21 protein-coding genes and 1 pseudogene are annotated in these 21,838 nt (G+C 72.1%); 10 read left to right on the forward strand and 12 right to left on the reverse strand.

Going from position 1 to position 21,838, the window contains the following annotated elements:
- The 8 genes and pseudogenes from E4P40_RS05730 to E4P40_RS05765 form a co-directional block, all read left to right on the forward strand.
- Nucleotides 1–267, forward strand: a pseudogene (locus E4P40_RS05730) (hypothetical protein); the annotation flags it as partial.
- Nucleotides 264–1,544: an ABC transporter permease gene (locus E4P40_RS05735; RefSeq protein WP_135157938.1), complete on the forward strand. Its 1,281-nt coding sequence runs from the start codon at nucleotides 264–266 to the stop codon at nucleotides 1,542–1,544. The pseudogene E4P40_RS05730 and the gene E4P40_RS05735, both read left to right, overlap by 4 nt.
- Nucleotides 1,544–1,978 carry a cytidine deaminase gene (locus E4P40_RS05740; RefSeq protein WP_135157939.1) on the forward strand — a complete coding sequence of 145 codons (435 nt, stop codon included), beginning with the start codon at nucleotides 1,544–1,546 and terminating at the stop codon, nucleotides 1,976–1,978. The genes E4P40_RS05735 and E4P40_RS05740 overlap by 1 nt, the downstream gene beginning before the upstream one ends.
- Nucleotides 1,978–3,249, forward strand: coding sequence for a thymidine phosphorylase (locus E4P40_RS05745; protein ID WP_135157940.1), 1,272 nt, complete (start codon nucleotides 1,978–1,980; stop codon nucleotides 3,247–3,249). Before E4P40_RS05740 ends, E4P40_RS05745 begins: the two co-directional genes overlap by 1 nt.
- A gap of 59 nt (nucleotides 3,250–3,308) precedes the next feature.
- Complete coding sequence (locus E4P40_RS05750) at nucleotides 3,309–4,214, forward strand: ABC transporter ATP-binding protein (RefSeq protein ID WP_135157941.1); 906 nt, start codon at nucleotides 3,309–3,311, stop codon at nucleotides 4,212–4,214.
- 47 nt (nucleotides 4,215–4,261) lie between these two features.
- Nucleotides 4,262–5,086 carry an ABC transporter permease gene (locus E4P40_RS05755; protein ID WP_135157942.1) on the forward strand — a complete coding sequence of 275 codons (825 nt, stop codon included), beginning with the start codon at nucleotides 4,262–4,264 and terminating at the stop codon, nucleotides 5,084–5,086.
- A 127-nt stretch (nucleotides 5,087–5,213) separates the two neighbouring features.
- Complete coding sequence (locus E4P40_RS05760; RefSeq protein ID WP_135157943.1) at nucleotides 5,214–6,302, forward strand: adenosine deaminase; 1,089 nt, start codon at nucleotides 5,214–5,216, stop codon at nucleotides 6,300–6,302.
- A 230-nt stretch (nucleotides 6,303–6,532) separates the two neighbouring features.
- Nucleotides 6,533–8,065 carry a DEAD/DEAH box helicase gene (locus E4P40_RS05765; RefSeq protein ID WP_135157944.1) on the forward strand — a complete coding sequence of 511 codons (1,533 nt, stop codon included), beginning with the start codon at nucleotides 6,533–6,535 and terminating at the stop codon, nucleotides 8,063–8,065.
- 60 nt (nucleotides 8,066–8,125) lie between these two features.
- Here the strand turns inward: E4P40_RS05765 and E4P40_RS05770 are convergent, their stop codons facing one another.
- The 7 genes from E4P40_RS05770 to E4P40_RS05800 all read right to left on the reverse strand — a co-directional run bounded on the left by E4P40_RS05770 (nucleotide 8,126) and on the right by E4P40_RS05800 (nucleotide 15,235).
- Nucleotides 8,126–9,460, reverse strand: coding sequence for a hypothetical protein (locus tag E4P40_RS05770; protein WP_135157945.1), 1,335 nt, complete (start codon nucleotides 9,458–9,460; stop codon nucleotides 8,126–8,128).
- A 135-nt stretch (nucleotides 9,461–9,595) separates the two neighbouring features.
- Nucleotides 9,596–10,063 (reverse strand): universal stress protein, encoded by a 468-nt coding sequence (locus E4P40_RS05775; RefSeq protein WP_135157946.1) that lies wholly within the window; start codon nucleotides 10,061–10,063, stop codon nucleotides 9,596–9,598.
- 1 nt (nucleotide 10,064) lies between these two features.
- Complete coding sequence (locus E4P40_RS05780; RefSeq protein WP_209305205.1) at nucleotides 10,065–11,489, reverse strand: APC family permease; 1,425 nt, start codon at nucleotides 11,487–11,489, stop codon at nucleotides 10,065–10,067.
- An 84-nt stretch (nucleotides 11,490–11,573) separates the two neighbouring features.
- Nucleotides 11,574–12,440, reverse strand: a complete 867-nt coding sequence (locus E4P40_RS05785; RefSeq protein ID WP_135157948.1) for an aldehyde dehydrogenase family protein — start codon at nucleotides 12,438–12,440, stop codon at nucleotides 11,574–11,576.
- Nucleotides 12,437–13,885 carry an aldehyde dehydrogenase family protein gene (locus E4P40_RS05790; RefSeq protein WP_135157949.1) on the reverse strand — a complete coding sequence of 483 codons (1,449 nt, stop codon included), beginning with the start codon at nucleotides 13,883–13,885 and terminating at the stop codon, nucleotides 12,437–12,439. Before E4P40_RS05790 ends, E4P40_RS05785 begins: the two co-directional genes overlap by 4 nt.
- Before the next feature lie 6 nt (nucleotides 13,886–13,891).
- Entirely contained in the window at nucleotides 13,892–14,887 is a 996-nt protein-coding gene (gene deoC, locus E4P40_RS05795; RefSeq protein ID WP_135157950.1) for a deoxyribose-phosphate aldolase, read from the reverse strand.
- 72 nt (nucleotides 14,888–14,959) lie between these two features.
- A complete protein-coding gene (locus E4P40_RS05800; protein ID WP_135157951.1) occupies nucleotides 14,960–15,235 on the reverse strand; it encodes a hypothetical protein in 276 nt (91 codons plus the stop codon).
- Nucleotides 15,236–15,371: 136 nt separating this feature from the next.
- Between E4P40_RS05800 and upp the strand changes: the two genes are divergently transcribed.
- Both upp and E4P40_RS05810 read left to right on the forward strand, forming a co-directional pair.
- Nucleotides 15,372–15,995: a uracil phosphoribosyltransferase gene (gene upp, locus E4P40_RS05805; protein ID WP_135157952.1), complete on the forward strand. Its 624-nt coding sequence runs from the start codon at nucleotides 15,372–15,374 to the stop codon at nucleotides 15,993–15,995.
- Between the two features lie 2 nt (nucleotides 15,996–15,997).
- On the forward strand, nucleotides 15,998–16,888 hold the full coding sequence (locus tag E4P40_RS05810; protein WP_135157953.1) for a Gfo/Idh/MocA family oxidoreductase: 891 nt from the start codon (nucleotides 15,998–16,000) through the stop codon (nucleotides 16,886–16,888).
- 78 nt (nucleotides 16,889–16,966) lie between these two features.
- Here the strand turns inward: E4P40_RS05810 and E4P40_RS05815 are convergent, their stop codons facing one another.
- The 5 genes from E4P40_RS05815 to E4P40_RS05835 all read right to left on the reverse strand — a co-directional run bounded on the left by E4P40_RS05815 (nucleotide 16,967) and on the right by E4P40_RS05835 (nucleotide 21,807).
- Entirely contained in the window at nucleotides 16,967–17,881 is a 915-nt protein-coding gene (locus E4P40_RS05815; protein ID WP_135157954.1) for a hypothetical protein, read from the reverse strand.
- Nucleotide 17,882: 1 nt separating this feature from the next.
- Nucleotides 17,883–18,464 carry a hypothetical protein gene (locus E4P40_RS05820; RefSeq protein ID WP_135157955.1) on the reverse strand — a complete coding sequence of 194 codons (582 nt, stop codon included), beginning with the start codon at nucleotides 18,462–18,464 and terminating at the stop codon, nucleotides 17,883–17,885.
- Nucleotides 18,465–18,566: 102 nt separating this feature from the next.
- Entirely contained in the window at nucleotides 18,567–20,192 is a 1,626-nt protein-coding gene (locus E4P40_RS05825) for a phospho-sugar mutase (protein WP_135157956.1), read from the reverse strand.
- Nucleotides 20,189–21,007 carry an NAD(P)-dependent oxidoreductase gene (locus E4P40_RS05830; protein WP_135157957.1) on the reverse strand — a complete coding sequence of 273 codons (819 nt, stop codon included), beginning with the start codon at nucleotides 21,005–21,007 and terminating at the stop codon, nucleotides 20,189–20,191. The genes E4P40_RS05825 and E4P40_RS05830 overlap by 4 nt, the downstream gene beginning before the upstream one ends.
- A complete protein-coding gene (locus E4P40_RS05835; protein ID WP_135157958.1) occupies nucleotides 21,004–21,807 on the reverse strand; it encodes a purine-nucleoside phosphorylase in 804 nt (267 codons plus the stop codon). Before E4P40_RS05835 ends, E4P40_RS05830 begins: the two co-directional genes overlap by 4 nt.
- Nucleotides 21,808–21,838: the final 31 nt, after the last annotated feature.

A 21,838-nucleotide genomic window follows, 5' to 3' on the forward strand; every position in this document is an offset into this window, starting at 1 on the left:
TATCCGTCGTCTGTGGTGATCATCGTGCAGGGCACGATCGTGCTGGCCGTGGTGGTGGCCAACGAGATCGCGCGGCGGGTGACCCGCCGCTCGGCGGAGCGCGGCACCGCGCCGCCCGTGGGCGGGATCGTCCCCGGGGACGGTGGCACGGGGGTCGGCCAGTCGGTCGAGGACGACGGAGCCGTCGTGGGGGGCACCGGGGCAGGCGTCAGCCGCACCGCGGGTGCCGGACAGGTCGACACGGACGGACGGGGGCCCCGCGCATGAGCAGCGTCGTGGACACGCCGGGCACGCGGCCGAGCCGCGGGCCCCTCACCGATCTCCTCACGGGTGGCGGGCCGGTCCGCCGGGCGGCCTGGCTGGCGCTCGCCGCGCTGGTGCTGTTCTCCATGGTCCGTGCGATCAGCGGCGAGGAGGCGCTGACGTCGTCCTCGACGATGTCCGCCGCCCTGCTGCTGGCCGTGCCGATCGGGCTGGCCGCCCTGGGCGGACTGTTCTCCGAGCGTGCGGGCGTGGTGAACATCGGCCTCGAGGGAATGATGATCCTGGGCACCTGGGGGGCCGGGTTCGCCGGCTACCAGTGGGGGTGGGCCGCCGCGATCGTCGGCGGTGTCCTGTTCGGGGCGCTCGGCGGTCTGCTGCACGCGCTGGCCACGGTGACGTTCGGCGTCGACCACGTGGTGTCCGGCGTCGCCATCAACATCCTGGCCATGGGTCTGGCGCGGTTCCTCTCCGAGCTCTTCTACACCGACAACGAGGCCGGTGGTGGTGTGACGCAGTCGCCGCCGGTGTCCAGCGATCCGCCCTCCTTCTCCCTGCCGGTGCTGTCCTCGGGGCCGGACGTGCTGGGCGACCTGGAGCAGAGGCACTGGTTCCTGATCAGCGACGTCGCCGGCGTCCTGCGCGGAGTGACGAGCGGCGTGGCGGTCGTGACGATCCTCGCCGTCCTGCTGATCCCGGCGACCTACCTGCTCCTCTGGCGGACGGCGTTCGGGCTGCGGCTGCGGTCCTGCGGCGAGAACCCTGCGGCCGCGGACTCCCTCGGCGTGCCCGTCTACCGGCTGAAGTACATCGCGGTGGTCATCTCCGGCGGGCTCGCCGGCCTCGGGGGTGTGTTCCTGGTGTTCATCGCCGGCATCTACCGCGAAGGCCAGACCAACGGACGTGGCTACATCGGTCTCGCCGCCCTCATCTTCGGCAACTGGCGTCCGGGCGGCCTGGCCGCAGGTGCGGGGCTGTTCGGCTTCGCCGACGCCCTGCAGTTGCGCAGCCGCACGGCCGTGGTCGCGCTGTTGCTGCTGGTCGCCGTCCTGCTGGCGGGGGTGGCGATCTGGCAGGCGACGCGTCGCAAGGCCCTGCAGGCCGTGCTCGCTGCCGCGGTCGCGGGGGCCGCCCTGATCGGCTTCCTGACCATCGACGAGCTGCCCCCGGGCATCGTCTCCTTCACCCCGCACCTGACCACGCTGCTGGTGCTCTCGCTCGCCTCGCAGCGATTGCGGATGCCCAAGGCCGACGGTCTGGTCTACCGACGAGGAGAGCACTAGTGCCCGCGATCGACTGGGACGCGCTGCGGACGGCGGCCCGGGAGGCGATGACGCATGCCTACGCGCCGTACTCCAAGTTCCCGGTGGGCGTGGCCGGCCTCGTCGACGACGGCCGGGTCGTCACCGGCTGCAACGTCGAGAACGCCTCCTACGGGCTGGGGCTGTGCGCGGAGTGCGGCATGGTCAGCGACCTCGCGCGCACCGGCGGCGGCCGCCTCGTCGCCGTCGCCTGCGTGGGCGGCGACGGGCAGCCGCTGATGCCCTGCGGGCGCTGCCGCCAGCTGCTGTGGGAGCACGGCGGCGCCGACCTGCTCATCGAGACGGTGTCGCTCGGGATCGTGCCGATGCGCGAGGTGCTGCCCGACGCCTTCGGTCCCGAGGACCTGGCGGCGGCAGCCCTCAGAGACCAGCCTGCCGCCGAGCGGAACGCCTGATGGACGCGATCGACGTCCTCCGCACCAAGCGGGACGGCGGGACGATGTCGGCCGAGCAGATCCGCTGGATCATCGGCGCCTACACCGACGGCACCGTCCCCGACGAGCAGATGAGCGCCCTGCTCATGGCGGTGTTCTTCCGCGGCATGTCCGCCGACGAGCTCGCCGTGTGGACGCAGGCGATGATCGACTCCGGCGAGCGCAAGGACCTCACCTCGCTGGGCCGCCCGACCGCGGACAAGCACTCCACCGGCGGGGTCGGCGACAAGATCACCCTCCCGCTGGCGCCGCTCGTGGCCGCCTGCGGGGTGGCGGTGCCGCAGCTGTCCGGGCGGGGGCTCGGCCACACCGGCGGGACGCTGGACAAGCTCGAGGCGATCCCGGGCTGGCGTGCCGACGTGCACGAGGAGGCCTACCTCCGGCAGCTGCGGGAGGTCGGCGCCGTCATCTGCGCGGCGGGCAACGACCTCGCCCCGGCGGACAAGAAGCTGTACGCGCTGCGCGACGTCACCGGCACCGTCGAGTCGATCCCGCTGATCGCCAGCTCGATCATGAGCAAGAAGATCGCCGAGGGCGCCGACGCGTTGGTGCTCGACGTCAAGACGGGGTCGGGCGCCTTCATGAGGGACGCCGACGACGCCCGGACCCTCGCGCGCACGATGGTCGGCCTCGGTGAGGCAGCGGGCGTGAAGACCGTGGCTCTGGTGACCGCGATGGACCGACCGCTCGGCCGCGCCGCGGGCAACGCCGTCGAGGTGGCGGAGTCGGTCGAGGTGCTGGCCGGGGGCGGTCCCGCCGATGTCGTGGAGCTGACGCTGGCCCTGGCCCGCGAGATGCTCGCCGGTGCCGGCCGATCGGACGTCGATCCCGCCGAGGCGCTGGCCGACGGCCGCGCCATGGACGTGTGGCGCCGGATGATCGCCGCCCAGGGCGGGGACCCCGACGCGCCGCTGCCGAAGCCTGCGGAGACGCACGTCGTCACGGCGCCGGCGACGGGCACCCTGACGCGCCTGGACGCGTTCTCCCTCGGCGTCGCGGCCTGGCGGCTCGGTGCCGGGCGGGCGCGCAAGGAGGACCCGGTGTCGGCCGCTGCCGGGGTCGTCTGGACCGCCGGCGTGGGGGAGCGGGTGACCGCCGGCCAGCCGCTCCTCGAGCTGCAGACCGACGACGCGGCGCGCATCCCCCGCGCGCTGGAGGCCCTGGAGGGCGCGATCGGGGTGGACACCGGCGAGGAGCCGCTGCCGCTGGTGCTCGACCGCATCACGGCGTGAGCTCGCTCCCGACGAGAGTGGTGCAGCGCACTCAGGGGCGAGGGGGAGACTCTTCTCCCGTGACGTCGACCTCCGCGGCCACCGCTGCGCGCAGCGGGCCGCAGCACGGTGATCCCCTCGACCCGGATGCCGCGATCTCGATCCGGGGCCTGGTGAAGCGATACGGCGACTTCGTCGCCGTCGACGGGCTGGACCTCGACATCCACCGCGGCGAGATCTTCGCCCTGCTGGGCCCCAATGGCGCCGGCAAGACCACGACGGTCGAGATCTGCGAGGGCTACCGCAGCCCGGACGCCGGTCAGGTGCGGGTGCTCGGCGAGGACCCGGCGGACGGCGCACGGCACTGGAAGGCCCAGCTCGGCATCGTCCTCCAGTCGGGTGCGGGGGACAGCCAGCTCACCTGCCGCGAGCTGCTGCAGGCCCAGGCGTCGTACTACCCGGATCCGCGCGACCCCGACGAGGTGCTCGCACTGGTCGGGCTCACCGAGAAGGCGAAGTCCCGCGGGCGCCTGCTCTCCGGCGGTCAGCGGCGCCGGCTCGACGTCGCACTCGGCATCGTCGGCCGGCCCACGCTGCTGTTCCTCGACGAGCCCACGACCGGGTTCGACCCCGAGGCCCGGCGGCAGTTCTGGTCGCTGATCCGCTCCTTGCGCGAGCTCGGCACCACGATGCTGCTCACCACCCACTACCTGGACGAGGCGGAGGCGCTCGCCGACCGGGTCGGCGTCATCGCGCGTGGCCGGCTGGTCGAGGTCGCCGTCCCCTCGCTGCTGGGCGGGCGGGAGACCGCACCCGCCGTCGTCAGCTGGTCCGAGGACGGCGCCCGGCGGAGCGAGGCAACGGCGACGCCGACCGCGTTCCTCCGCGAGCTGGCCGGCCGGTTCCCGGGTGAGGTGCCCGACCTGGCGGTCGCCCGGCCCACGCTCGAGGACGTCTACCTGCGGATGATCGGGGAGTCCTCATGACGTCCCACGCTCGAGGACGTCTACCTGCGGATGATCGGGGAGTCCTCATGACGACGACGAGCGCCCGCCCGGACGTCGCACTGCCGTCCCTGGCGTCGGTCTACCGCACCCGCGCATCGGTCGAGCTCAAGGAGTTCTTCCGGCAGCGGGAGTCGGTCGTCTTCACGCTGCTGTTCCCGGTGATCCTGCTCGTGGTGTTCGGCGCGGTCCTCGACTACGACATCGGTAACGGGGTCACCTTCACGCAGTACTTCATGGCCGGGATCATCGCCGCCGGCATCCTCGGTGCCAGCCTGCAGAACATGGCGATCAGCATCGCCACCGAGCGATCCGACGGGACGCTCAAGGGGCTGGCCGGCACGCCGATGCCGAGGAGCGCCTACTTCGTCGGGAAGATCGTGCAGGTCCTCGTCGTCACGGTGCTCATCATCGTGATCCTGCTGGCCGTCGGTGCCCTCGCCTACGGCGTCGACCTGCCGTCCGGCAGCGACTGGTTCACCTTCGCGTGGGTGGCCACACTGGGGTCGTCGTCCTGCACGCTGCTCGGCATCGCGGTGTCCAGCCTCGCCAAGAACGGCCGCTCGGCGTCGGCGATGGTCACCCCGATCGCGCTGGTGCTGCAGTTCATCTCCGGCGTCTTCTTCCAGTTCAGCCAGGTGCCGACGTGGATGCAGACGGTCGCGTCGTTCTTCCCGCTGAAGTGGATGGCACAGGGCCTGCGTTCGGTCTTCCTGCCTGACTTCCTGGCTGCCCAGGAGCCGGCGGGCACCTGGGAACTCGGCCGCGTCGCTCTCGTGCTCGGGCTGTGGTGCGTCGCGGGGCTCGTGCTCTGCGTGGCTACCTTCCGCTGGCAGGACCGCGGCACTCCATGACCTGTCGTCCTCCGGACTCCGACCGCGACCGGGAGCCGTTCCCCCGGCGGCGTTGAGCCGCTGCGTCACGCCTGCGCGGACCCCTCCGGGGCCCACTCGGCGCGATCGTCTGGGTACCGTCCGCACCGTGCCCCGCGCTGTCCCCCTTGACGCCGAAGCCATCCGTCGCGCGCCGAAGGTGCTGCTGCACGACCACCTGGACGGCGGCCTCCGGCCCGAGACGGTGCTCGAGCTCGCCGACGAGCACGGTTACCGCGACCTGCCCGCGAACGACGCGGAGAGCCTGGGCCGCTGGTTCCGGCAAGCAGCGGACTCGGGCTCGCTCGTGCGGTACCTGGAGACGTTCGCGCACACGGTCGGCGTCATGCAGCGGCCCGAGGCGATCCACCGCGTCGCCCGCGAGTGCGCGCTCGACCTCGCGGCCGACGGCGTGGTGTACGCCGAGGTGCGCATGGCGCCGGAACTGCTGACCGCCGGCGGGACGCCGATCGAGGAGGCCGTGGAGGCGATCCTCGACGGGTTCCGGGCCGGCAGTGCCGAGGCATCCTCGGCGGGGACGCCGATCACCATGGGCTCGTTGCTGTGCGCCATGCGGCAGAACGACCGCTGGGAGGAGGTGGCGGGTCTCGTCCTCCGCTACCGGGACGCTGGGGTGGTCGGGTTCGACCTCGCCGGCCCCGAGATCGGCTTCCCGCCCGACCGGGTGCCCGCGGCGATCGCGCTCCTGGACCGCGAGCAGGCCCACCGCACGATCCACGCCGGTGAGGCGGCGGGCCTCGACAGCATCCGGTCGGCCCTCGACGGGGCGCACGCCGAACGACTGGGGCACGGCGTCCGGATCATCGACGACGTCGCCCAGGACGGCTCGCTGGGGTCGCTGGGGCAGCGGGTCCGCGACGAGCAGGTGCCGCTGGAGGTGGCGCCGACGTCCAACGTGCAGACCGGCGCCTTCCCGTCGCTCGCCGAGCATCCCGTGGACCGGCTGCACCGACTGGGCTTCGCGGTGACGATGAACACCGACAACCGCCTGATGAGCGGGGTCTCGGCCAGCAGCGAGCTCACCGACGTCGCCGCGACGTTCGGCTGGACCTGGGACGACGTCCAGACGGTCACCGAGCGCGCGCTGGCCGCGGGGTTCGCTCCGGACGGCGAGCGAAAGCAGGTGCTCGACGAGCTCGTGCGGCCCGGCTATGCAGCCCTTCGGGGGCAGGGGTGACGGTGCACACCCCGCTCCCGGGAATCCCGGAGCGATCTTCGCTGCTAACCTAGGCGTACCGGCACAACGGCCGGTCATCCTCCCGGACGGAACGTCTGGGCATGAGCGCATCCGTGCAGATCCCGCGTTCCATCCTGGGCGCAGATGATCGCCAGTGAGGACGCCGGCTACCGGCCGCGCCCCTCCTTTTCACGGGCCGCGCTCCGAGCTGTATCGGAGCCCCACCCCGCATGACTTTGGTCCACCCTGTCGCGTTCGAGTCCAACTCGATCGCAGACGTCACTGAGAACAGCGCGTCCGACAACATCACCACCGAGAACCTCGCCGAGGCCCCGGCCGAGCCGACTGGCCCGACCTTCCACCAGCTGGGCCTGCCCCAGCCGCTGGTGACGGCGCTCGAGCGCCGCGGCATCCGCCACCCGTTCGCCATCCAGACGTCGGCCCTGCCGGACGCCCTGGCCGGTCGCGACGTGCTGGGCAAGGCTGCCACCGGCTCGGGCAAGACGCTGGCCTTCGGCCTGCCGCTGCTGGCCCGCATCGGCGCCGACGCCAAGCAGGGTCGTCGCTCTCCGCGCGGCCTGGTGCTCGTCCCGACCCGTGAGCTGGCCCAGCAGGTGCACGATGCCCTGGCCCCGCTCGGTCAGGCCATCGGTGTCCAGCTGGCCACCGTCTACGGCGGTGCCCCGATGTACCGCCAGATCCAGCAGCTCCGTCGTGGCGTCGACGTCATCATCGCCACCCCCGGCCGGCTGCAGGACCTGATCAGCCAGGGCGAGGCGAGCCTCACCGAGGTGGTCGTCACCGTCCTGGACGAGGCCGACTTCATGGCCGACCTGGGCTTCCTCCCGGTCGTCAAGGAGCTGCTCGACCAGACCGACCGCAACGCCCAGCGGCTGCTCTTCTCGGCCACCCTCGACGGCGAGGTCGACTCGCTCGTCCGCCGGTACCTCAAGGACCCGGCCCGGCACGAGGTCGTCCGCCCCGGCGGCGAGGCTCCGCCGGCCGAGCACCTGGCCTACAGCCTCGCCTTCCGCGACAAGCTGCAGGTGGCCACCGAACTCGCCGGCCGCCCCGGCCGCACGATCGTCTTCGCCCGCACCCAGCTGGGTGTGGACCGGCTGGCCGAGAACCTGAAGGCCGCCGGCATCAAGGCCGAGGCGATCCACGGCGGGCTCCCGCAGTCCGCGCGCAAGCGTGCGCTGGAGGAGTTCACCGACGCCCGCTCGCCGGTGCTCGTCGCCACGGACGTCGCTGCGCGCGGCATCCACGTCGACGACGTCTCGCTGGTCCTGCACTACGACCCGCCGACGGACGCCAAGACCTACCTGCACCGTTCGGGCCGCACCGCCCGCGCCGGTGCCGCCGGTGTCGTCGTCTCGCTGCTGCTGCCCGACCAGGTCGGCCAGGCGAAGCGCCGCTTCCGCACCGCCAAGGTGGATCCGGCGATCGACCGGATCCGTCCGGGCGACCAGCCGATCCTCGACCTCGTCGCCACGGGCGTCCCCGTGGAGCCCAAGGAGCGCACTCAGCGCGACATGCGTCGCGGCGGTGGCGGCCCCGGCGGGCGTCCCCGCCGGGACGGCGACCGTCCCACGGGCGGGCACCGCGGTGGCCCGCGCCGCTCGTTCGGCGACAAGCCGCGGCCCGCCGGTGAGCGGTCCTCCGGCAGCTCGTACGGCGAGCGCTCCTCGGGTGGTTCGTACGGCGAGCGGGGTTCCCGTTCGAGCGGGCGGCCCAGCCGGCCGTCCCGCTACTCCAGCTGAGCGACCCGCACCAACGACAGCGGCCGGCCCCGGGAGATCCCGGGGCCGGCCGCTGTCGTTTCAGTCGCGGAAGACCAGCGTGCCGCTCACCTGGGTGACGACCTCGTCCCAGAGCGGCCGCAGCACGGCCGCGTCCTCGGCCCGCAGGACGGCGTCCGGGTTCCCCTCGCCGCGGGCGACGACCTGGCCCAGGGGAGCGGTGGGGGCCAGCAGCTCGTCGACCCGCTTGAGGCCGCCGTACTCGGCGAGATCGCGCACTCCCTCGACCGGCTGTGCGAACCCGCGGTGGTCGACCAGGCCGGCGGCGCCGTCGGCCACCTCCGTGAGGACCTCCGAGAGCTCGGTGAGGTCGTAGCGGTCCTGGTCCGCGGGCAGCGGCGGGACGTCGGTGTCGGCGACCTCCGGCCAGGACGCGATCTCGATCAGGTCGTGCTCCTCGGTTCCCTTGCAGAAGCGCGCGAGGGCGGCCGGGGAGTCGAAGAGGAACACCTCGCCGTCGCGGCCGAGGAACCGGGCGACGTCCTCGACGTAACAGCGCAGGGTGACGCCCGCGCCGTCCGGGACGACCACCTCGACCGGCAGGATGCCGACCGACTCCCAGAACCGGCCGGCCTCGGCGACCTCGGCGGGGGTGGCGCTGATCCGGCCGCCGCGCGCGATCGTCCGTACCGGCGCCGCAGCGGCACCGGCGGGCTCGTCGTCCACGAGAACGACGTCGTCCGGCAGCTCGTCGGCGTCGACCTCCTCGACCTCCGACGCCGGCGGGTAGTCCTCGAGCGTCGCCGAGCCGGCGCCGGTCCAGTCGAAGTGCTCGTTGAGCTCCTCGACGACGTCCTCCCAGAGGTCGTCGAGCGCGCCACCGACACCCAGCCAGGCGTCCTCGCCGGACCGGCCGACGAAGGCGTCCACGCCGAGGCCCAGCGAGCCGATCTCGGGCTTCCCGGCGAGCTCCGCGACCGCCTCGAACTGGCCGCCGTCCTCGTCGTCGTCGTCCTCGTCGCCACCGGTGTCGAGGCACTCGGCCAGCCGGCTGACGATGTCGATCGTCGCGGCGAGCTCCTCGACGGCCCAGCGGTCGGGGCTGTCTGCGGCGATGTCGTACACGCCGTCGAGGTCGAAGCGGTGGTCGTCGTCGGGCGTGAGGTCGGCGGCGTCGAGGCCGACCACGACGGGCCAGACCGGGTGGTCGGCGAGGTCGTGGTCGGTGCTGGTGCGGCAGTACGCCGCGAGCGCCGCCGGGGTCGGGAACAGATGGACCTTGGCGACGTCGTCCTCGGTGGTGCCGAGGAACGCCTGCCACTCCTCCCCGTCCTCCTCCCACGGCGGAGCCCACAGGGTGTAGCCGGTTCGGTCGTCGAGGGTGAGTGCGATCGGGACGATGCTGGGCCTGGCCACGGCCCCATCCTGCCCGGTCCCTCTGCGGGCGCGCCTCCGGGTTCGGACCGCGACGGCGATCCTCGCCCGGCGACCGGGGCTCCGCGGTGCGCTGGAACCGACCGATGGCCGGCAGGCCGCGGCGCAGGTCTTCGGCTAGCTGGTCTTCCTCGACCGGGGGGCGGGGCGGACCACGAGGACCGGGCACGGCGCGTAGTGCTGGACACGCTGAGCGGTGCTGCCGACGAGGATCGCATCGCTGATCCCGCGACCTCCGGCTGCCACCACGACCAGCCCGGCGTCGTACTGATTCGCCGCCTTGATGATCTCCGCAGCAGGGGACCCGCTGCGGATCTCCTTGTCGATCCTCGGACCCCAGTCGTCGAACACCGCGGCCACCGCGTCGACGGCACCCTGCGCCGCCTCCCGGAAGCTCCCTGCCCCCTCGCCGGGGCCGGGCGGATCCGCCTCGGAGATCTCGTCGGCGAAGGCGACCGCGGCCAGCGGCCGGATCACCGCGACCACCGAGATCGCGGTGATCTTCTGCGGGTCCGCGAAGGACCTCAGGTGGCGGGCCGCCGCCAGGGATTGCGGCGACCCGTCGGTGGCGACGATGACGTGCATCTCAGGCGCCTCTCCGGTCGGCGGCCTCGGGATCGCCGCGCCTGCTGCCCGGGGGACGGTTCCGCGATCCGGCGGCGTACTCGATCAGGAACAGCACCACGCCGACGGCGATGAGGCCCGCGCACCAGAGCAGCGACGAAGGGTCGTCGTAGATGGAGAACCCGAGGATGGCCAGGTTGCCGGCCAGCCCGATGACCAGCAGGGGGGTGTTGGCCCGGAAGGTGCGTTCGTCCTCGTCCTGACCGCGCAACTTGAGGCACGCGACGATCACGAGCGCGTAGATGGCCAGCAGGAAGACGACGGTCACCAGGGCGAGCCGGTTGACCAGGTCGATGCCACCACCGGTCTGGAAGAAGAAACCGGTGATCAGCAGGGTCGCGACGACAGCGGCGCTGAAGAGGAGCCCGACCCATGGGCTGCGGCGGGTGGCGTGGACCTTGGCGAAGACGCCCGGCACGACGTCCTCCTTGGCCATCCCGTAGAGGATCCGCGGCTGGGTGACGACCGTGACGAGTGTGGTGTTCGTGATCGCGATCAGCGCGATGATCGAGAAGAGCGTGGTCATGACGTCGGTCGAGAAGGGCAGGATGCCCTGCTTGACCACCTCGAGCAGCGCTGCATCCGAGTTCGCGAGCTGGTCGGTGGGCACGGTGAGGGCGGCGGCCATCGAGACCAGGACGTACACCACGCCTGCGACGACCATGCCGCCGACCAGGGACCGCGGGAAGGCGCGGTGCGGGTCGATCGTCTCCTCCGCGACGTTGGCCGTGTTCTCGAAACCGGTCATCGCGAAGAACGAGAAGGCGATACCGGCGAGGACTGCGAGCGCCGGGTTGCCGGAGACGCTGATGTCGGTGAGAACGCCGAAGTCGGCGTCACCCTGGGCGATGTACCAGATGCCGATGATCATCACGATGAGCAGGCCGGCGACCTCGACGAAGGTCATCAGCATGTTCAGCACCACCGACTCGGTGATGCCGATGAAGTTGACGACCACCAGGGCGAGCAGGAAGACGAGCGACACCAGCAGCGCCGGCGGGCCGTCCCAGAGCGTGGCGAAGTAGGAGGAGAAACCGGTCGCCAGCGAGCCCGTCGCCGCGAAGCTGGCCGCCAGGAACGACACGGTCGTCAGGAAGGTCAGCGCCGTGTTGCCGAAGGCCTTGTTGACGTACAGCGCGGCACCGGCGGCCTGGGGGTACTTGGTCACCAGCTCGGCGTAGGCCGCCCCGGTGATGGCCGCGACGGTGACACCGAGGGCGAACGCGATCCAGAACGCTCCGCCGACAGCGGCTGCGACCAGGCCGATCAGGACGTAGATCCCGGAGCCGAGGACGTCACCGAGCGTGTAGAAGAACAACTGCTTCCCGGTGATGGATCGCCTGAGACCGCTGTCTTCGTCGACTGTGGTGGTGCCGGTCTCGGCCACGAGTCCCTCGTTTCGGCGTCCAGCGCGGGTGCGGACGCCCGATCTTTCCGGCATCGGCCAGGCGGTGCCCGACGAACCCGCGATTCAGACGCCGATGGGGTGCCAGACCGTCTTCGTCTCGAGGAACGGCGTCATCCGGCCGAGACCGGGATCCGCGGTCCAGTCCGGCTCGGCCGCCGGCGGGCGCACGACGCGCTTGACCGTCCCGGCCGCCTCCCGCTCGAACTCCAGCGCCCGCCGTGCCGGCGCGCCGGTCAGGTCGATGCCGTCGACGTCGGCGTGCTCGGCCAGCCACGTGCCGAGCTCCTCGGCGTCGCCGGTGAGCAGGTTGACGACGCCGCCGGGCACGTCACTGGTGGCCAGCACCTCGGCGAGGGTCACGGCGGGCAGCGGGCGCTCCTTCGACGTCACGACGACAGCCGTGTTGCCGCCGGCGAGCACCGGCGCGAGCACGCTGACCAGTCCGAGGAGCGAGGACTGCTGCGGTGCCAGGACGGCGACGACCCCCGTCGGCTCCGGCATCGAGAAGTCGAAGTACGGGCCGGCGACGGGGTTGGCACCCCCGAGGACGGCGGCCAGCTTGTCGGTCCACCCGGCGTACCAGACCCACCGGTCGATGGCGGCGTCCACGGCGGCCCGGGCCTTGGAGGCCGAGAGGCCCTCGCCGGCCGCGACCTCCTCGCAGAACTGGACGTGCCGGCCCTCCATCACCTCGGCCACGCGGTAGAGCACCTGGCCGCGGTTGTAGGCGGTCGTCCCCGACCACGTGCCGAAGGCGCCCCGGGCGGCGACGACGGCGTCCCGGGCGTCCTTGCGCGAGGCCCACGCGGCGTTGGCGAGGAAGTGGCCCTTGTGGTCGGTCACCTCGTAGCTGCGGCCGGACTCCGACCGCGGGAACGCGCCGTTGACGTAGAGCTTGTAGGTCTTGCGGACTGCGAGCCGGTCGCTCATGAGTGCGTCGCTCCCTTGAGGTAGCCGGTGAGCCCGTGCCGGCCGCCCTCGCGGCCGTACCCGGACTGCTTGTAGCCGCCGAAGGGCGACGTCGGGTCGAACTTGTTGAACGTGTTGGCCCACACGACCCCGGCGCGCAGCTGATCGGCGATCTTCAGGATCCGCGACCCCTTCTCGGTCCAGATGCCGGCCGACAGCCCGTAGGTGCTGTTGTTCGCCTTGGCGACGGCCTCGTCGGGGGTGCGGAAGGTCAGCACCGACAGCACCGGGCCGAAGACCTCGTCGCGGGCGATGCGGTGGGCGGGGGAGACCTCGGTGAAGACCGTCGGCGGGAACCAGTAGCCGCGGTCGGGCAGCTCGCAGACGGGCTGCCAGCGCTGGGCACCCTCGGCGTCCCCGATGTCGGTGAGCTCGCGGATGCGGGCCAGCTGCTCCGCGGAGTTGATGGCCCCGAGGTCGGTGTTCTTGTCGAGCGGGTCGCCGACGCGCAGCGTGCTGATCCGCCGCTGCAGCGAGGCGATCACCTCGTCGTGCACGTTCTCCTGCACCAGCAGCCGCGAGCCGGCGCAGCACACGTGGCCCTGGTTGAAGAAGATGCCCTGCACGATGCCCTCGACGGCCTGGTCGATGGGGGCGTCGTCGAAGACGATGTTCGCCGCCTTGCCGCCGAGCTCCAGCGTCAGCGACTTGCGCGTCCCGGCGACCGCTCGGGCGATCTGCTTGCCCACCTCGGTCGAGCCGGTGAAGGCCACCTTGTCGACGTCCCCGTGCTCGACGACGGCCCGACCGGTCTCGCCGGCGCCGGTCACGATGTTGACGACACCCGGCGGCAGGTCTGCCTGCTGGCAGACCTCGGCGAACAGCAGCGCCGTCAGGGGGGTCGTCTCGGCCGGCTTGAGGACGACGGTGTTGCCGGTCGCGAGGGCCGGCGCGACCTTCCACGCCAGCATCAGCATCGGGAAGTTCCACGGGATGACCTGACCGGCCACGCCGAGCGGCCGGGGGTTCGGCCCCAGGCCGGCGTGATCGAGCTTGTCGGCCCAGCCCGCGTGGTAGAAGAAGTGCGCCGCGGCCAGGGGGATGTCGACGTCGCGGGACTCCCGGATCGGCTTGCCGTTGTCGAGCGACTCGAGGACGGCGAACTCGCGTGCGCGCTCCTGCAGCAGCCGGGCGATGCGGAACAGGTACTTGCCGCGGTCGGCAGGGCGCATGGGGCCCCACACGCGGGTGAAGGCCTTGCGGGCGGCGGCGACGGCGCGGTCGACGTCCGCGGCGCTGCCGGCGGAGACCTCGGTGAGGACCTCCTCGGTCGCCGGGTTGACGGTCTTGAACGCCTCACCGGTGCCGTCGACGAACTCGCCGTCGATGAACAGGCCGTAGGACGGCTTGATGTCGACGATCGAGCGCGACTCGGGGGCAGGCGCGTACTGGAAGAGGCTGCTCATCGTCGGTCAGTCCACCGTCACGTAGTCGGGGCCGCTGTAGTGGCCGGTGCGGAGCTTCTGCCGCTGCAGCAGGAGATCGTTGAGGAGGCTGGAGGCACCGAGGCGGAACCAGTCGGGGGAGAGCCAGTCCGGCCCGGCGGTCTCGTTGACGAGGACGAGGTGCTTCATCGCGTCCTTCGTCGTCCGGATGCCGCCGGCGGGCTTGACGCCGACCTGCGTGCCGGTGGCGACGCGGAAGTCGCGCACCGCCTCGAGCATGACGAGGCAGACCGGCAGCGTCGCGGCCGGGGAGATCTTGCCGGTGGAGGTCTTGATGAAGTCGCCGCCGGCGAGCATCGCCAGCCAGGAGGCGCGGCGGACGTTGTCGAGCGTGACCAGTTCGCCGGTCTCGAGGATGACCTTGAGGTGGGCGGACCCACAGGCCTCCTTGACGGCGACGATCTCCTCGTAGACGTCCAGGTAGCGGCCGGCGAGGAAGGCACCCCGGTCGATCACCATGTCGATCTCGTCCGCGCCGTTGGCGACGGCGTCCTTCACGTCGGCGATCTTGACCGCCCGGCTGGCGCGGCCGCTGGGAAACGCGGTGGCGACTGCGGCCACGTGGATGCCGCTGGTGCCGAGGGCCTCGCGGGCCACGCCGGCCAGGTCGCCGTAGACGCAGACGGCAGCCACCGGCGGGCAGTTCGGGTCACCGGGGTCGGGACGACGCGCCTTGGCGGCCAGCGAGCGCACCTTGCCGGAGGTGTCCGAGCCCTCGAGCGTCGTCAGATCGACCATCGAGATCGCCATGTCGATGGCCCAGGCCTTCGCGGTGGTCTTGATCGACCGGGTGCCGAGCACGGCGACGCGGGCCTCGGCACCCACCTGGTCCACGCCGGGGAGGCCGTGGAGGAAGGCGCGGAACGCCGCGTCGGATCGTGTGACGTCGCTGAACGGGTCCACCGGGGGAGCCAGCAGCCGGTCGCCGTCCGACAGCGCGTCGGGATCGAGGACGTGGGTCATGCGGCCATTCTCCCCCTAGGGACGAAGGGTCCCGATGCCCGCTGGCCCGAGGGAGTGAGGAGGGCGCCGGTGTCAGCCTCCGGGGACCAGCCCCCCGCAGATGCCGCCGACGTTGCGGCGCTCGACGACCGGCGAGTCCTCGTCCCACCCGGCGTGCTCGCCCGGGTGCTCGCTGGTCGAGTCGTTCAGGCAGAAGGTGACGACGCTGCGCGCGTCGGCGGCCTCCAGGGCGGCTCCGGCCGGGACGCCAGGGTTCCCGCGAGCGGCAGCGGCCGGGCCGGCCGAGACCACGGCCGCCGCGAGGACGGCAGACCCGACGATCGCCGAGCGGACGAGGGTTCGGCGCATGCGATGTCCTCCCATGCGATGTCCTCCGGGGCGGGGGCGGCGAACGGCGCCAGGCTATCGGCGCGGCTCTGCGAGGGACACGGCTTCGGTCGCCGGGCGGGACTGCCCGGCGCGCCGTGCCGCTACGGTGTCGCGCGTGCAGCTCACCGTCGTCGACCATCCGCTGGCCCGTGCCCGACTCACCCGCATGCGGGACGAGCGGACGGACAACGCCGCCTTCCGGGCCGCTCTGCGCGAACTCACCCAGATGCTCGTCTACGAGGCGACGCGCCACCTCGCCCTGGCCGAGGAGCCCATCCAGACACCGGTGACGGCGACGACCGGCTTCCGGCTGGCCGCGCCGCCGCTGATCGTGCCGGTGCTCCGGGCCGGGCTCGGTATGGCCGACACCGCGCACGGGATGCTGCCTGAGTCGCAGATGGGCTTCGTCGGGCTGGCGCGCAACGAGGAGACCTTCCAGCCCGAGGCCTACATGGCCTCCCTGCCGGCGTCCCTGGTCGACCGCGAGGTGTTCGTGCTCGACCCGATGCTGGCGACCGGTGGCTCGCTGGTGCACTGCTGCGGTCTGCTGACCGCGCGGGGCGCCACGTCGATCACGGTGCTGTGCGCCCTCGCGGCACCCGAGGGCATCCGCCGGCTGGAGGAGAGCGGCCTGCCGCTGCGCGTCTTCACCGCCAGCGTCGACGAGGGGCTCAACGACAAGGCCTACATCGTCCCGGGCCTCGGCGATGCGGGTGACCGCCAGTTCGGCGCGGTCTGACGATGCGGTTCGGGGTGCTCGGCACCGGCTTCTGGGCGGACAAGGTGCACGCCGCCTCGCTCGCCGGGCACCCGTCCGGGGAGCTCGTGGGCGTGTGGGGGCGGGACGTCGCCAAGGCCAAGGCGGTCGGCGCCCAGTACGACGTCCCCGGGTTCGCCGACCTCGACGAGCTGCTCGCGCAGGTCGACGCGGTCTCGCTCGCCGTTCCGCCGGACGTGCAGGTCGGGCTCGCGGAACGGTGCGCCGCGGCGGGCAAGCACCTGCTGCTCGAGAAGCCCATCGCCCTGAAGCTCGCGGACGCCGACCGGCTGGTGACGGCGGTCCACGACGCGGGGGTGGCCTCGCTCGTCTTCTTCACCTTCCGATTCCTGACCGCGACCTCGACCTGGCTCACCCAGGCGGCCCGCACCACGCTGGCGGGCGGGCACGGCTCCTGGCTGGGGTCGCGCGAGAACAGCCCCTTCGAGGCCTCCCCGTGGCGGGACCAGCACGGGGCGCTGTGGGACATCGGGCCGCACGCGCTCTCGCTGCTGGTGCCCACGCTCGGTCCGGTCGTCTCGGTGCAGGCCGGCCCTGGGTTGCGCGACACCGTCCACCTCGTACTGCAGCACGAGTCGGGCACCGCCTCCACCGTCACTCTCTCGCACACCGTGGCGCCGCTGTCGTCGGGCATCGAGTTCTTCGTGCACGGGGACGCCGGCCGGCTCGTGCTCTTGCCCGACACCGGCGCCGCGGAGGAAGCGTTCCCGGTGGCGGTCGACGAGCTCATCGCTGCCGCGGTCAGCGGCGGGACGCACCCGTGCGGCATCGAGTTCGGACGTGATGTCGTCGCGGTGCTGGAGACGGCGGCACGGGCGCTGGCGTCTGGCTGCCGGGAGTCCGTCGCTCGGTGACCGCTCTCGGGGTGTTGTCCGCGCTCCCGGAGTCCTGCAGAACCCCTGGAGCGCGAGGAACACCCCTGGAGCGACGCGTCAGTCGAAGGGGTTCGTCAGGACCGGGCGTGCCTGCAGCACGGAGAAGGTGACCGGCGGCCCGTCGGTGGTCGTGGTGCCGGGGACGGCGACGCTCGCGCCGCCGTTCACGCTGAAGGTCGCGCCCCACGTGGTGGTCAGGTAGGCGGTATAGGTGCCGCTGGAGTAGTCGTACGTCACCGTCTGGTCCGGGTAGGGGGCGCCGGGGTCGGTCGTCGGGATGTCCGTGCCGTCGCCGGTGTGCCAGGTGAAGGCCGTGGCGCCGGCGACGATCTCGACCGCGAAGCCGCGGATGTCGACGTTGAACGTCTGGGTGGTCGGGCTGTCCGTGTAGAAGATGACCGGCAGGCCGACCAGCCCGTTGCCCGGTGGTTGCTGCTGGGTGGTCAGCTGCGGCAGCGGCAGTTCCTGGAAGTACCGGAAGATCTCCGCTGGCGACGGCGGCGGATTGAGCGCCGTGATGTCGATGCACGCGCGAGTTCCGCTGATCCATGGACCGACCGGCGTGCCGACAGGGGATCCGCCCGATGGGAATCCGTCCTCCGTGGTTGTTCCCGTTCCCGTCTCGTCCGAGATGACGAGTCGCCGCCGCTCGATGATGAGGTCCTCGATGACCCGGCCGGGCACGACTGGGCACTCGAAGAAGTCGGTCGCCCTGCACCCTCCGTTCTCGCGATCGTCCACCACACACGGATGCGAGAGCTGATATGTGAAGGGGTGCTCGACGGGAGCGGCATTCGAGGCGACCCAGAAGCCGCCGGCGTTCTGCTCGACCAGGGAGGCAGTGAGTGAGCCCCGCCCCGTCTCGACCTGAGGGCTCTCATCGCAGTCAAGACCCACGCACGCGAGTGCCGGAATCGACAGCCCCACCCAACACACCAACGCGCTGAAAAGTACGGGGACGAGGCGGCGCATCTCAGCCCACCGTTAGGCCGGTGATGACCCATGTTGCCTGCTCGGGCTTCCACAGCAGGACGGCCCCTGACTGCAGTTCTACAGGCGTCGGGGCAGAGCGATCGGTGACAACTTTGCCAGCTTGATCGACGACGGTTATGGGGCCCTGAACGTACAGGAAACCCATCTGCGCCGTTTCTCCATCGAGCATCGCCGGCCCGTAGCCGGTGAACTCATATGCGTACTCGGTGTATCTGCGGTTGGCCGCCCGATCTTCGTCAAGGGACTGGGCGATCCTAATGCAGGTGCGGCAATCCTGACTCAGCTGCAACAGGGGTTCCGGGTCCAGGGAGTTCTCCGCGACAAACTTCGTCAGGCCCACGTAATAGCGGACGAATGCGACCGCTCCCTCGGGGGTCATTTCCCGGGCCTCTGCGGGGACCGGAAAGTCCTCCGGCCCGAGTGGCGGGAGCTCCGGGGTCGTCTCGGCGGCGCCGTTCGTGGGCAGGGTCTCGTTTGCTTCCTGCTTCTCCGAGCACCCGGTGAGCACGGCGGTCGCCGCGACGAGACCCGCCGCCAGTCGCACGGTCCAGGGCCGCGTCACGTCGTCACCTCCGTGTTGATCACCGGATCTCGGAGACTACGCAGGCCAGTTACCGGGCGGCATCGGGACCTGTGGACAACCACCCGATGGCATTGCCGCGCACTACAGCCTGAGGGCCGCCGACACCTCCGCGCGCAGCTGGTCGAGCTCGTCCTCACCACGGCCGCGGGCGGCGATGATCCCGGCGTCGTCGTGCACCGGGACGACCGTCTCCAGGTACGCCTTGAGCTTCGGCTCGGTGCCGCTCGGGCGGACGATGACCCGGACGCCGTCGCCGAGCAGCCGTACCGCGTCGACGGATGGGTCCTCCAGCGCCAGGTCGGCGTAGGCCACGTCGCGCCCGAGGAGCTGGACAGGGGGGTCGGCCCGCAGCCGGGTCATCGCGTCGGAGATCAGCGAGAGGTCCTCGACGCGGACGGAGAGCTGGCCGTTGACGAACAGCCCGTGCTCGCGGGCCAGCTCGTCGAGCCGGTCGATCAGCGTGCGTCCCTCGGCCTTGAGCTCGGCGGTCAGCAGGGCGACGGCCAGGGACGCCGATATGCCGTCCTTGTCCTTCACCACCGACGGCGCGACCGAGTACCCGAGCGCCTCCTCGTACCCGAACACGAGCGGCGCCTCCGACGCGCCCGCCCGCATGATCCACTTGAAGCCGGTGGGCGTCTCCTCCGACCGCATCCCGTGCGCGCCGGCGAGCACGTGCATCAGCGAGCCGCTGACCAGCGAGGAGGCGTACGTGCCACGAACTCCGCGCCGCAGCAGCCAGTCGGCGAGCAGCGCCCCCACCTCGTCGCCGGTGAGCTGACGGCCGTCGCACACCACGGCGCAGCGGTCGGCGTCCGGGTCTTGCGCGATCGCCAAGTCCGCGTCCACCTGCTCGGCGAGCGCCTTCAGCAGGTCGGTCGCGCCGGGCTCCTCCGGATTGGGGAACGCCACGGTCGGGAACGCCGGGTCGGGCGTCTCCTGCTCCGGGACGCCGTGCGGCGCTGCGAGACCGGCGGCGGCGAAGACCGCGCGCGTCGTCTCGGCGCCCACGCCGTGCATGGCGGTGTAGGCGACGGTCAGCGAACCGCGGGACGGCACCCCCTCCGGCTCGAGGGCGGAGACGATCGCGGCCACGTAGTCCGCGGCGATCTCGTCCCCGAGGGTCAGCCAGTCGTCGCTGAGCTGCACCTCGCGGGCCGGCGCGGTCGCCGCGATCGCGGCCTCGATCTCCCGGTCGGCCGGCGGCACGAGCTGCCCGCCGTCACCGAGATAGACCTTGTAGCCGTTGTCCTCGGGCGGGTTGTGGCTGGCGGTGACCATCACCCCGGCTGCGCAGCCGAGGTGCCGGACGGCGAAGGCGAGGACCGGCGTCGGGAGGGCCTTCGGCAGCACCTGGACGGCGAAGCCCGCGCCCGACAGCACCGCGGCGGAGATGTGCGCGAACTCGTCGGACCGGCGGCGCGCGTCGTACCCGATGACCACGCCGGCACCCGCATGCCCGGAGTCGGCCAGCCAGCGCCCCAGCCCCGCGGCGGCCCGGGTGACCACGGCGGCGTTCATCCCGGCCGGACCGGCGCGCAGGGGGCCCCGCAGTCCCGCCGTCCCGAAGGTGAGCGGCCCGGAGAAGCGCCGCTCCAGCTCCTCGACGTTCTCCGCCTCGATGAGCGCCTCGATCTCGGCGCGGTCGCCAGCGTGCGGATCGGCGTCGGCCCACTCCCGGGCGGTGACCAGAAGTTCGGCGCTCACGGCTTCTCGAAGTTCTCGGCGTCGAACTCCGCGGTGGTGTACTCCCCGCCCACCCGTGCGTGCACGGGGTCTGCGAGGTCGGGTTCGCCGTGCACCTCGACGAGCGCCTCGGAATAGACCTCGGCGTCGTCGGCCGGTTCGTAGCCGAGCGCGCGGGCTGCGGTCAGGTCCCACCAGGTGCGAGTGTTCGCGGAGACGCCCCACACGACGGAGAAGCCGGGGTCAGGCGCGTTGAGCGCCGCGTCGACCAGGGACACCGTGTCCGCTGGCGACAGCCAGGTCGAAAGGTGCCGAGTGGTTGTCGGCTCGGCGAAGGCGCTGCCGATGCGCAAGCAGACGACGTCCAGGCCGTAGCGGTCGACGTACAGCGAACCGAGGGCCTCCATCGTGACCTTCGAGACTCCGTAGTAGGTGTCGGGGCGGGGCGGCGCGTCCGCCTCCGTCAGCAGGGAGGCGCCAGGGCGGGGCGTGTAACCGGTGGCGTGGTTGCTGCTCGCCAGGACCACACGGGGGACGCCCGAGCGCCGGGCTGCCTCCAGCACGCAGTACGTGCCTTCGATGTTGGCGTGGCTGATCGCCGCCCAGGTGGACTCACCGGAGATGCCGGCCATGTGCACGACCGCGTCCACGCCATCCGTGGCGTCCTCCATCGCCGCGAGATCGGTGACGTCCGCGACCACCTGCGCCTCGCCGGGGCGCTCGTCGGGCACGGGGACGACGTCGAGGCAGCGCACGGCCCAGCCGCGCTCGGGCAGGCCGCCTCGCAGCACCGTGCCGATCCGCCCCGCCGCACCGGTGAGGAGGACCAGGCTCACGGGAGCCGTCCGATGAACTCGGCCAGGAACTGCCCGAGCCGGCCCGCCGCCGCCTTGCCGGCCGCCAGGACCTCCTGGTGGTCGAGCACCTCGCCGGTGATGCCGGCCGCGGCGTTCGTGACCATCGACAGGCCGAACACCTCCAGACCGACGGCCCGGGCGGCGATCGCCTCGAGCGCGGTGGACATGCCGACCAGGTCCGCGCCGAGGGTCCGCAGCATGCGGATCTCGGCCGGTGTCTCGTAGTGCGGTCCGGGCAGCGCCGCGTACACGCCCTCGACGAGGCTCGGATCCAGTTCGCGGGCCAGCGACCGCAGCCGCGCGGAGTACAGGTCGGTGAGGTCGACGAAGTTCGCGCCCACCAGCGGCGAGCGGGCCGTCAGGTTCAGGTGGTCGGAGACGATCACTGCCTGCCCCACCCGGTGGTCGGGCGCCAGGCCGCCGGCGGCGTTGGTGAGGATGACGGTCTTCACGCCCGCTGCTGCGGCGGTGCGCACGCCGTGCACGACGGGTTCGACCCCGCGGCCCTCGTACAGGTGCGTGCGACCGAGGAAGAGCAGCGCCCTGCGGTCGCCGACCCGGACCGAGCGCACCTCGCCGCCGTGACCGACGGCGGTCGGGGCGGCGAACCCCGGGAGGTCGCCGATGGCGACCGAGGCCTCGGGGGCGCCGAACGCGTCGGCGGCGGGAGCCCAGCCGGACCCCATCACCACCGCGACGTCGTGGGATCCACCGACGGCGGTGGTCAAGGCCTGGGCCGCTTCGGCGGCGACGGAATCGGGGCTGGCGGGCGCACTCACGCGGCAACTCCTCGCTGGCGCTCGTCGGCCG

It is taken from the genome of Blastococcus sp. CT_GayMR20, assembly GCF_004570345.1.

Coding starts and splice junctions, on each gene's coding strand:
- E4P40_RS05735 (WP_135157938.1), top strand. CDS start 264: ATGAGCAGCGTCGTGGACACGCCGGGCACGCGGCCGAGCCGCGGGCCC.
- E4P40_RS05745 (WP_135157940.1), top strand. CDS start 1,978: ATGGACGCGATCGACGTCCTCCGCACCAAGCGGGACGGCGGGACGATG.
- E4P40_RS05755 (WP_135157942.1), top strand. CDS start 4,262: ATGACGACGACGAGCGCCCGCCCGGACGTCGCACTGCCGTCCCTGGCG.
- E4P40_RS05765 (WP_135157944.1), top strand. CDS start 6,533: ATGACTTTGGTCCACCCTGTCGCGTTCGAGTCCAACTCGATCGCAGAC.
- E4P40_RS05775 (WP_135157946.1), bottom strand. CDS start 10,063: ATGCACGTCATCGTCGCCACCGACGGGTCGCCGCAATCCCTGGCGGCG.
- E4P40_RS05785 (WP_135157948.1), bottom strand. CDS start 12,440: ATGAGCGACCGGCTCGCAGTCCGCAAGACCTACAAGCTCTACGTCAAC.
- E4P40_RS05790 (WP_135157949.1), bottom strand. CDS start 13,885: ATGAGCAGCCTCTTCCAGTACGCGCCTGCCCCCGAGTCGCGCTCGATC.
- deoC (WP_135157950.1), bottom strand. CDS start 14,887: ATGACCCACGTCCTCGATCCCGACGCGCTGTCGGACGGCGACCGGCTG.
- E4P40_RS05800 (WP_135157951.1), bottom strand. CDS start 15,235: ATGCGCCGAACCCTCGTCCGCTCGGCGATCGTCGGGTCTGCCGTCCTC.
- E4P40_RS05810 (WP_135157953.1), top strand. CDS start 15,998: ATGCGGTTCGGGGTGCTCGGCACCGGCTTCTGGGCGGACAAGGTGCAC.
- E4P40_RS05815 (WP_135157954.1), bottom strand. CDS start 17,881: ATGCGCCGCCTCGTCCCCGTACTTTTCAGCGCGTTGGTGTGTTGGGTG.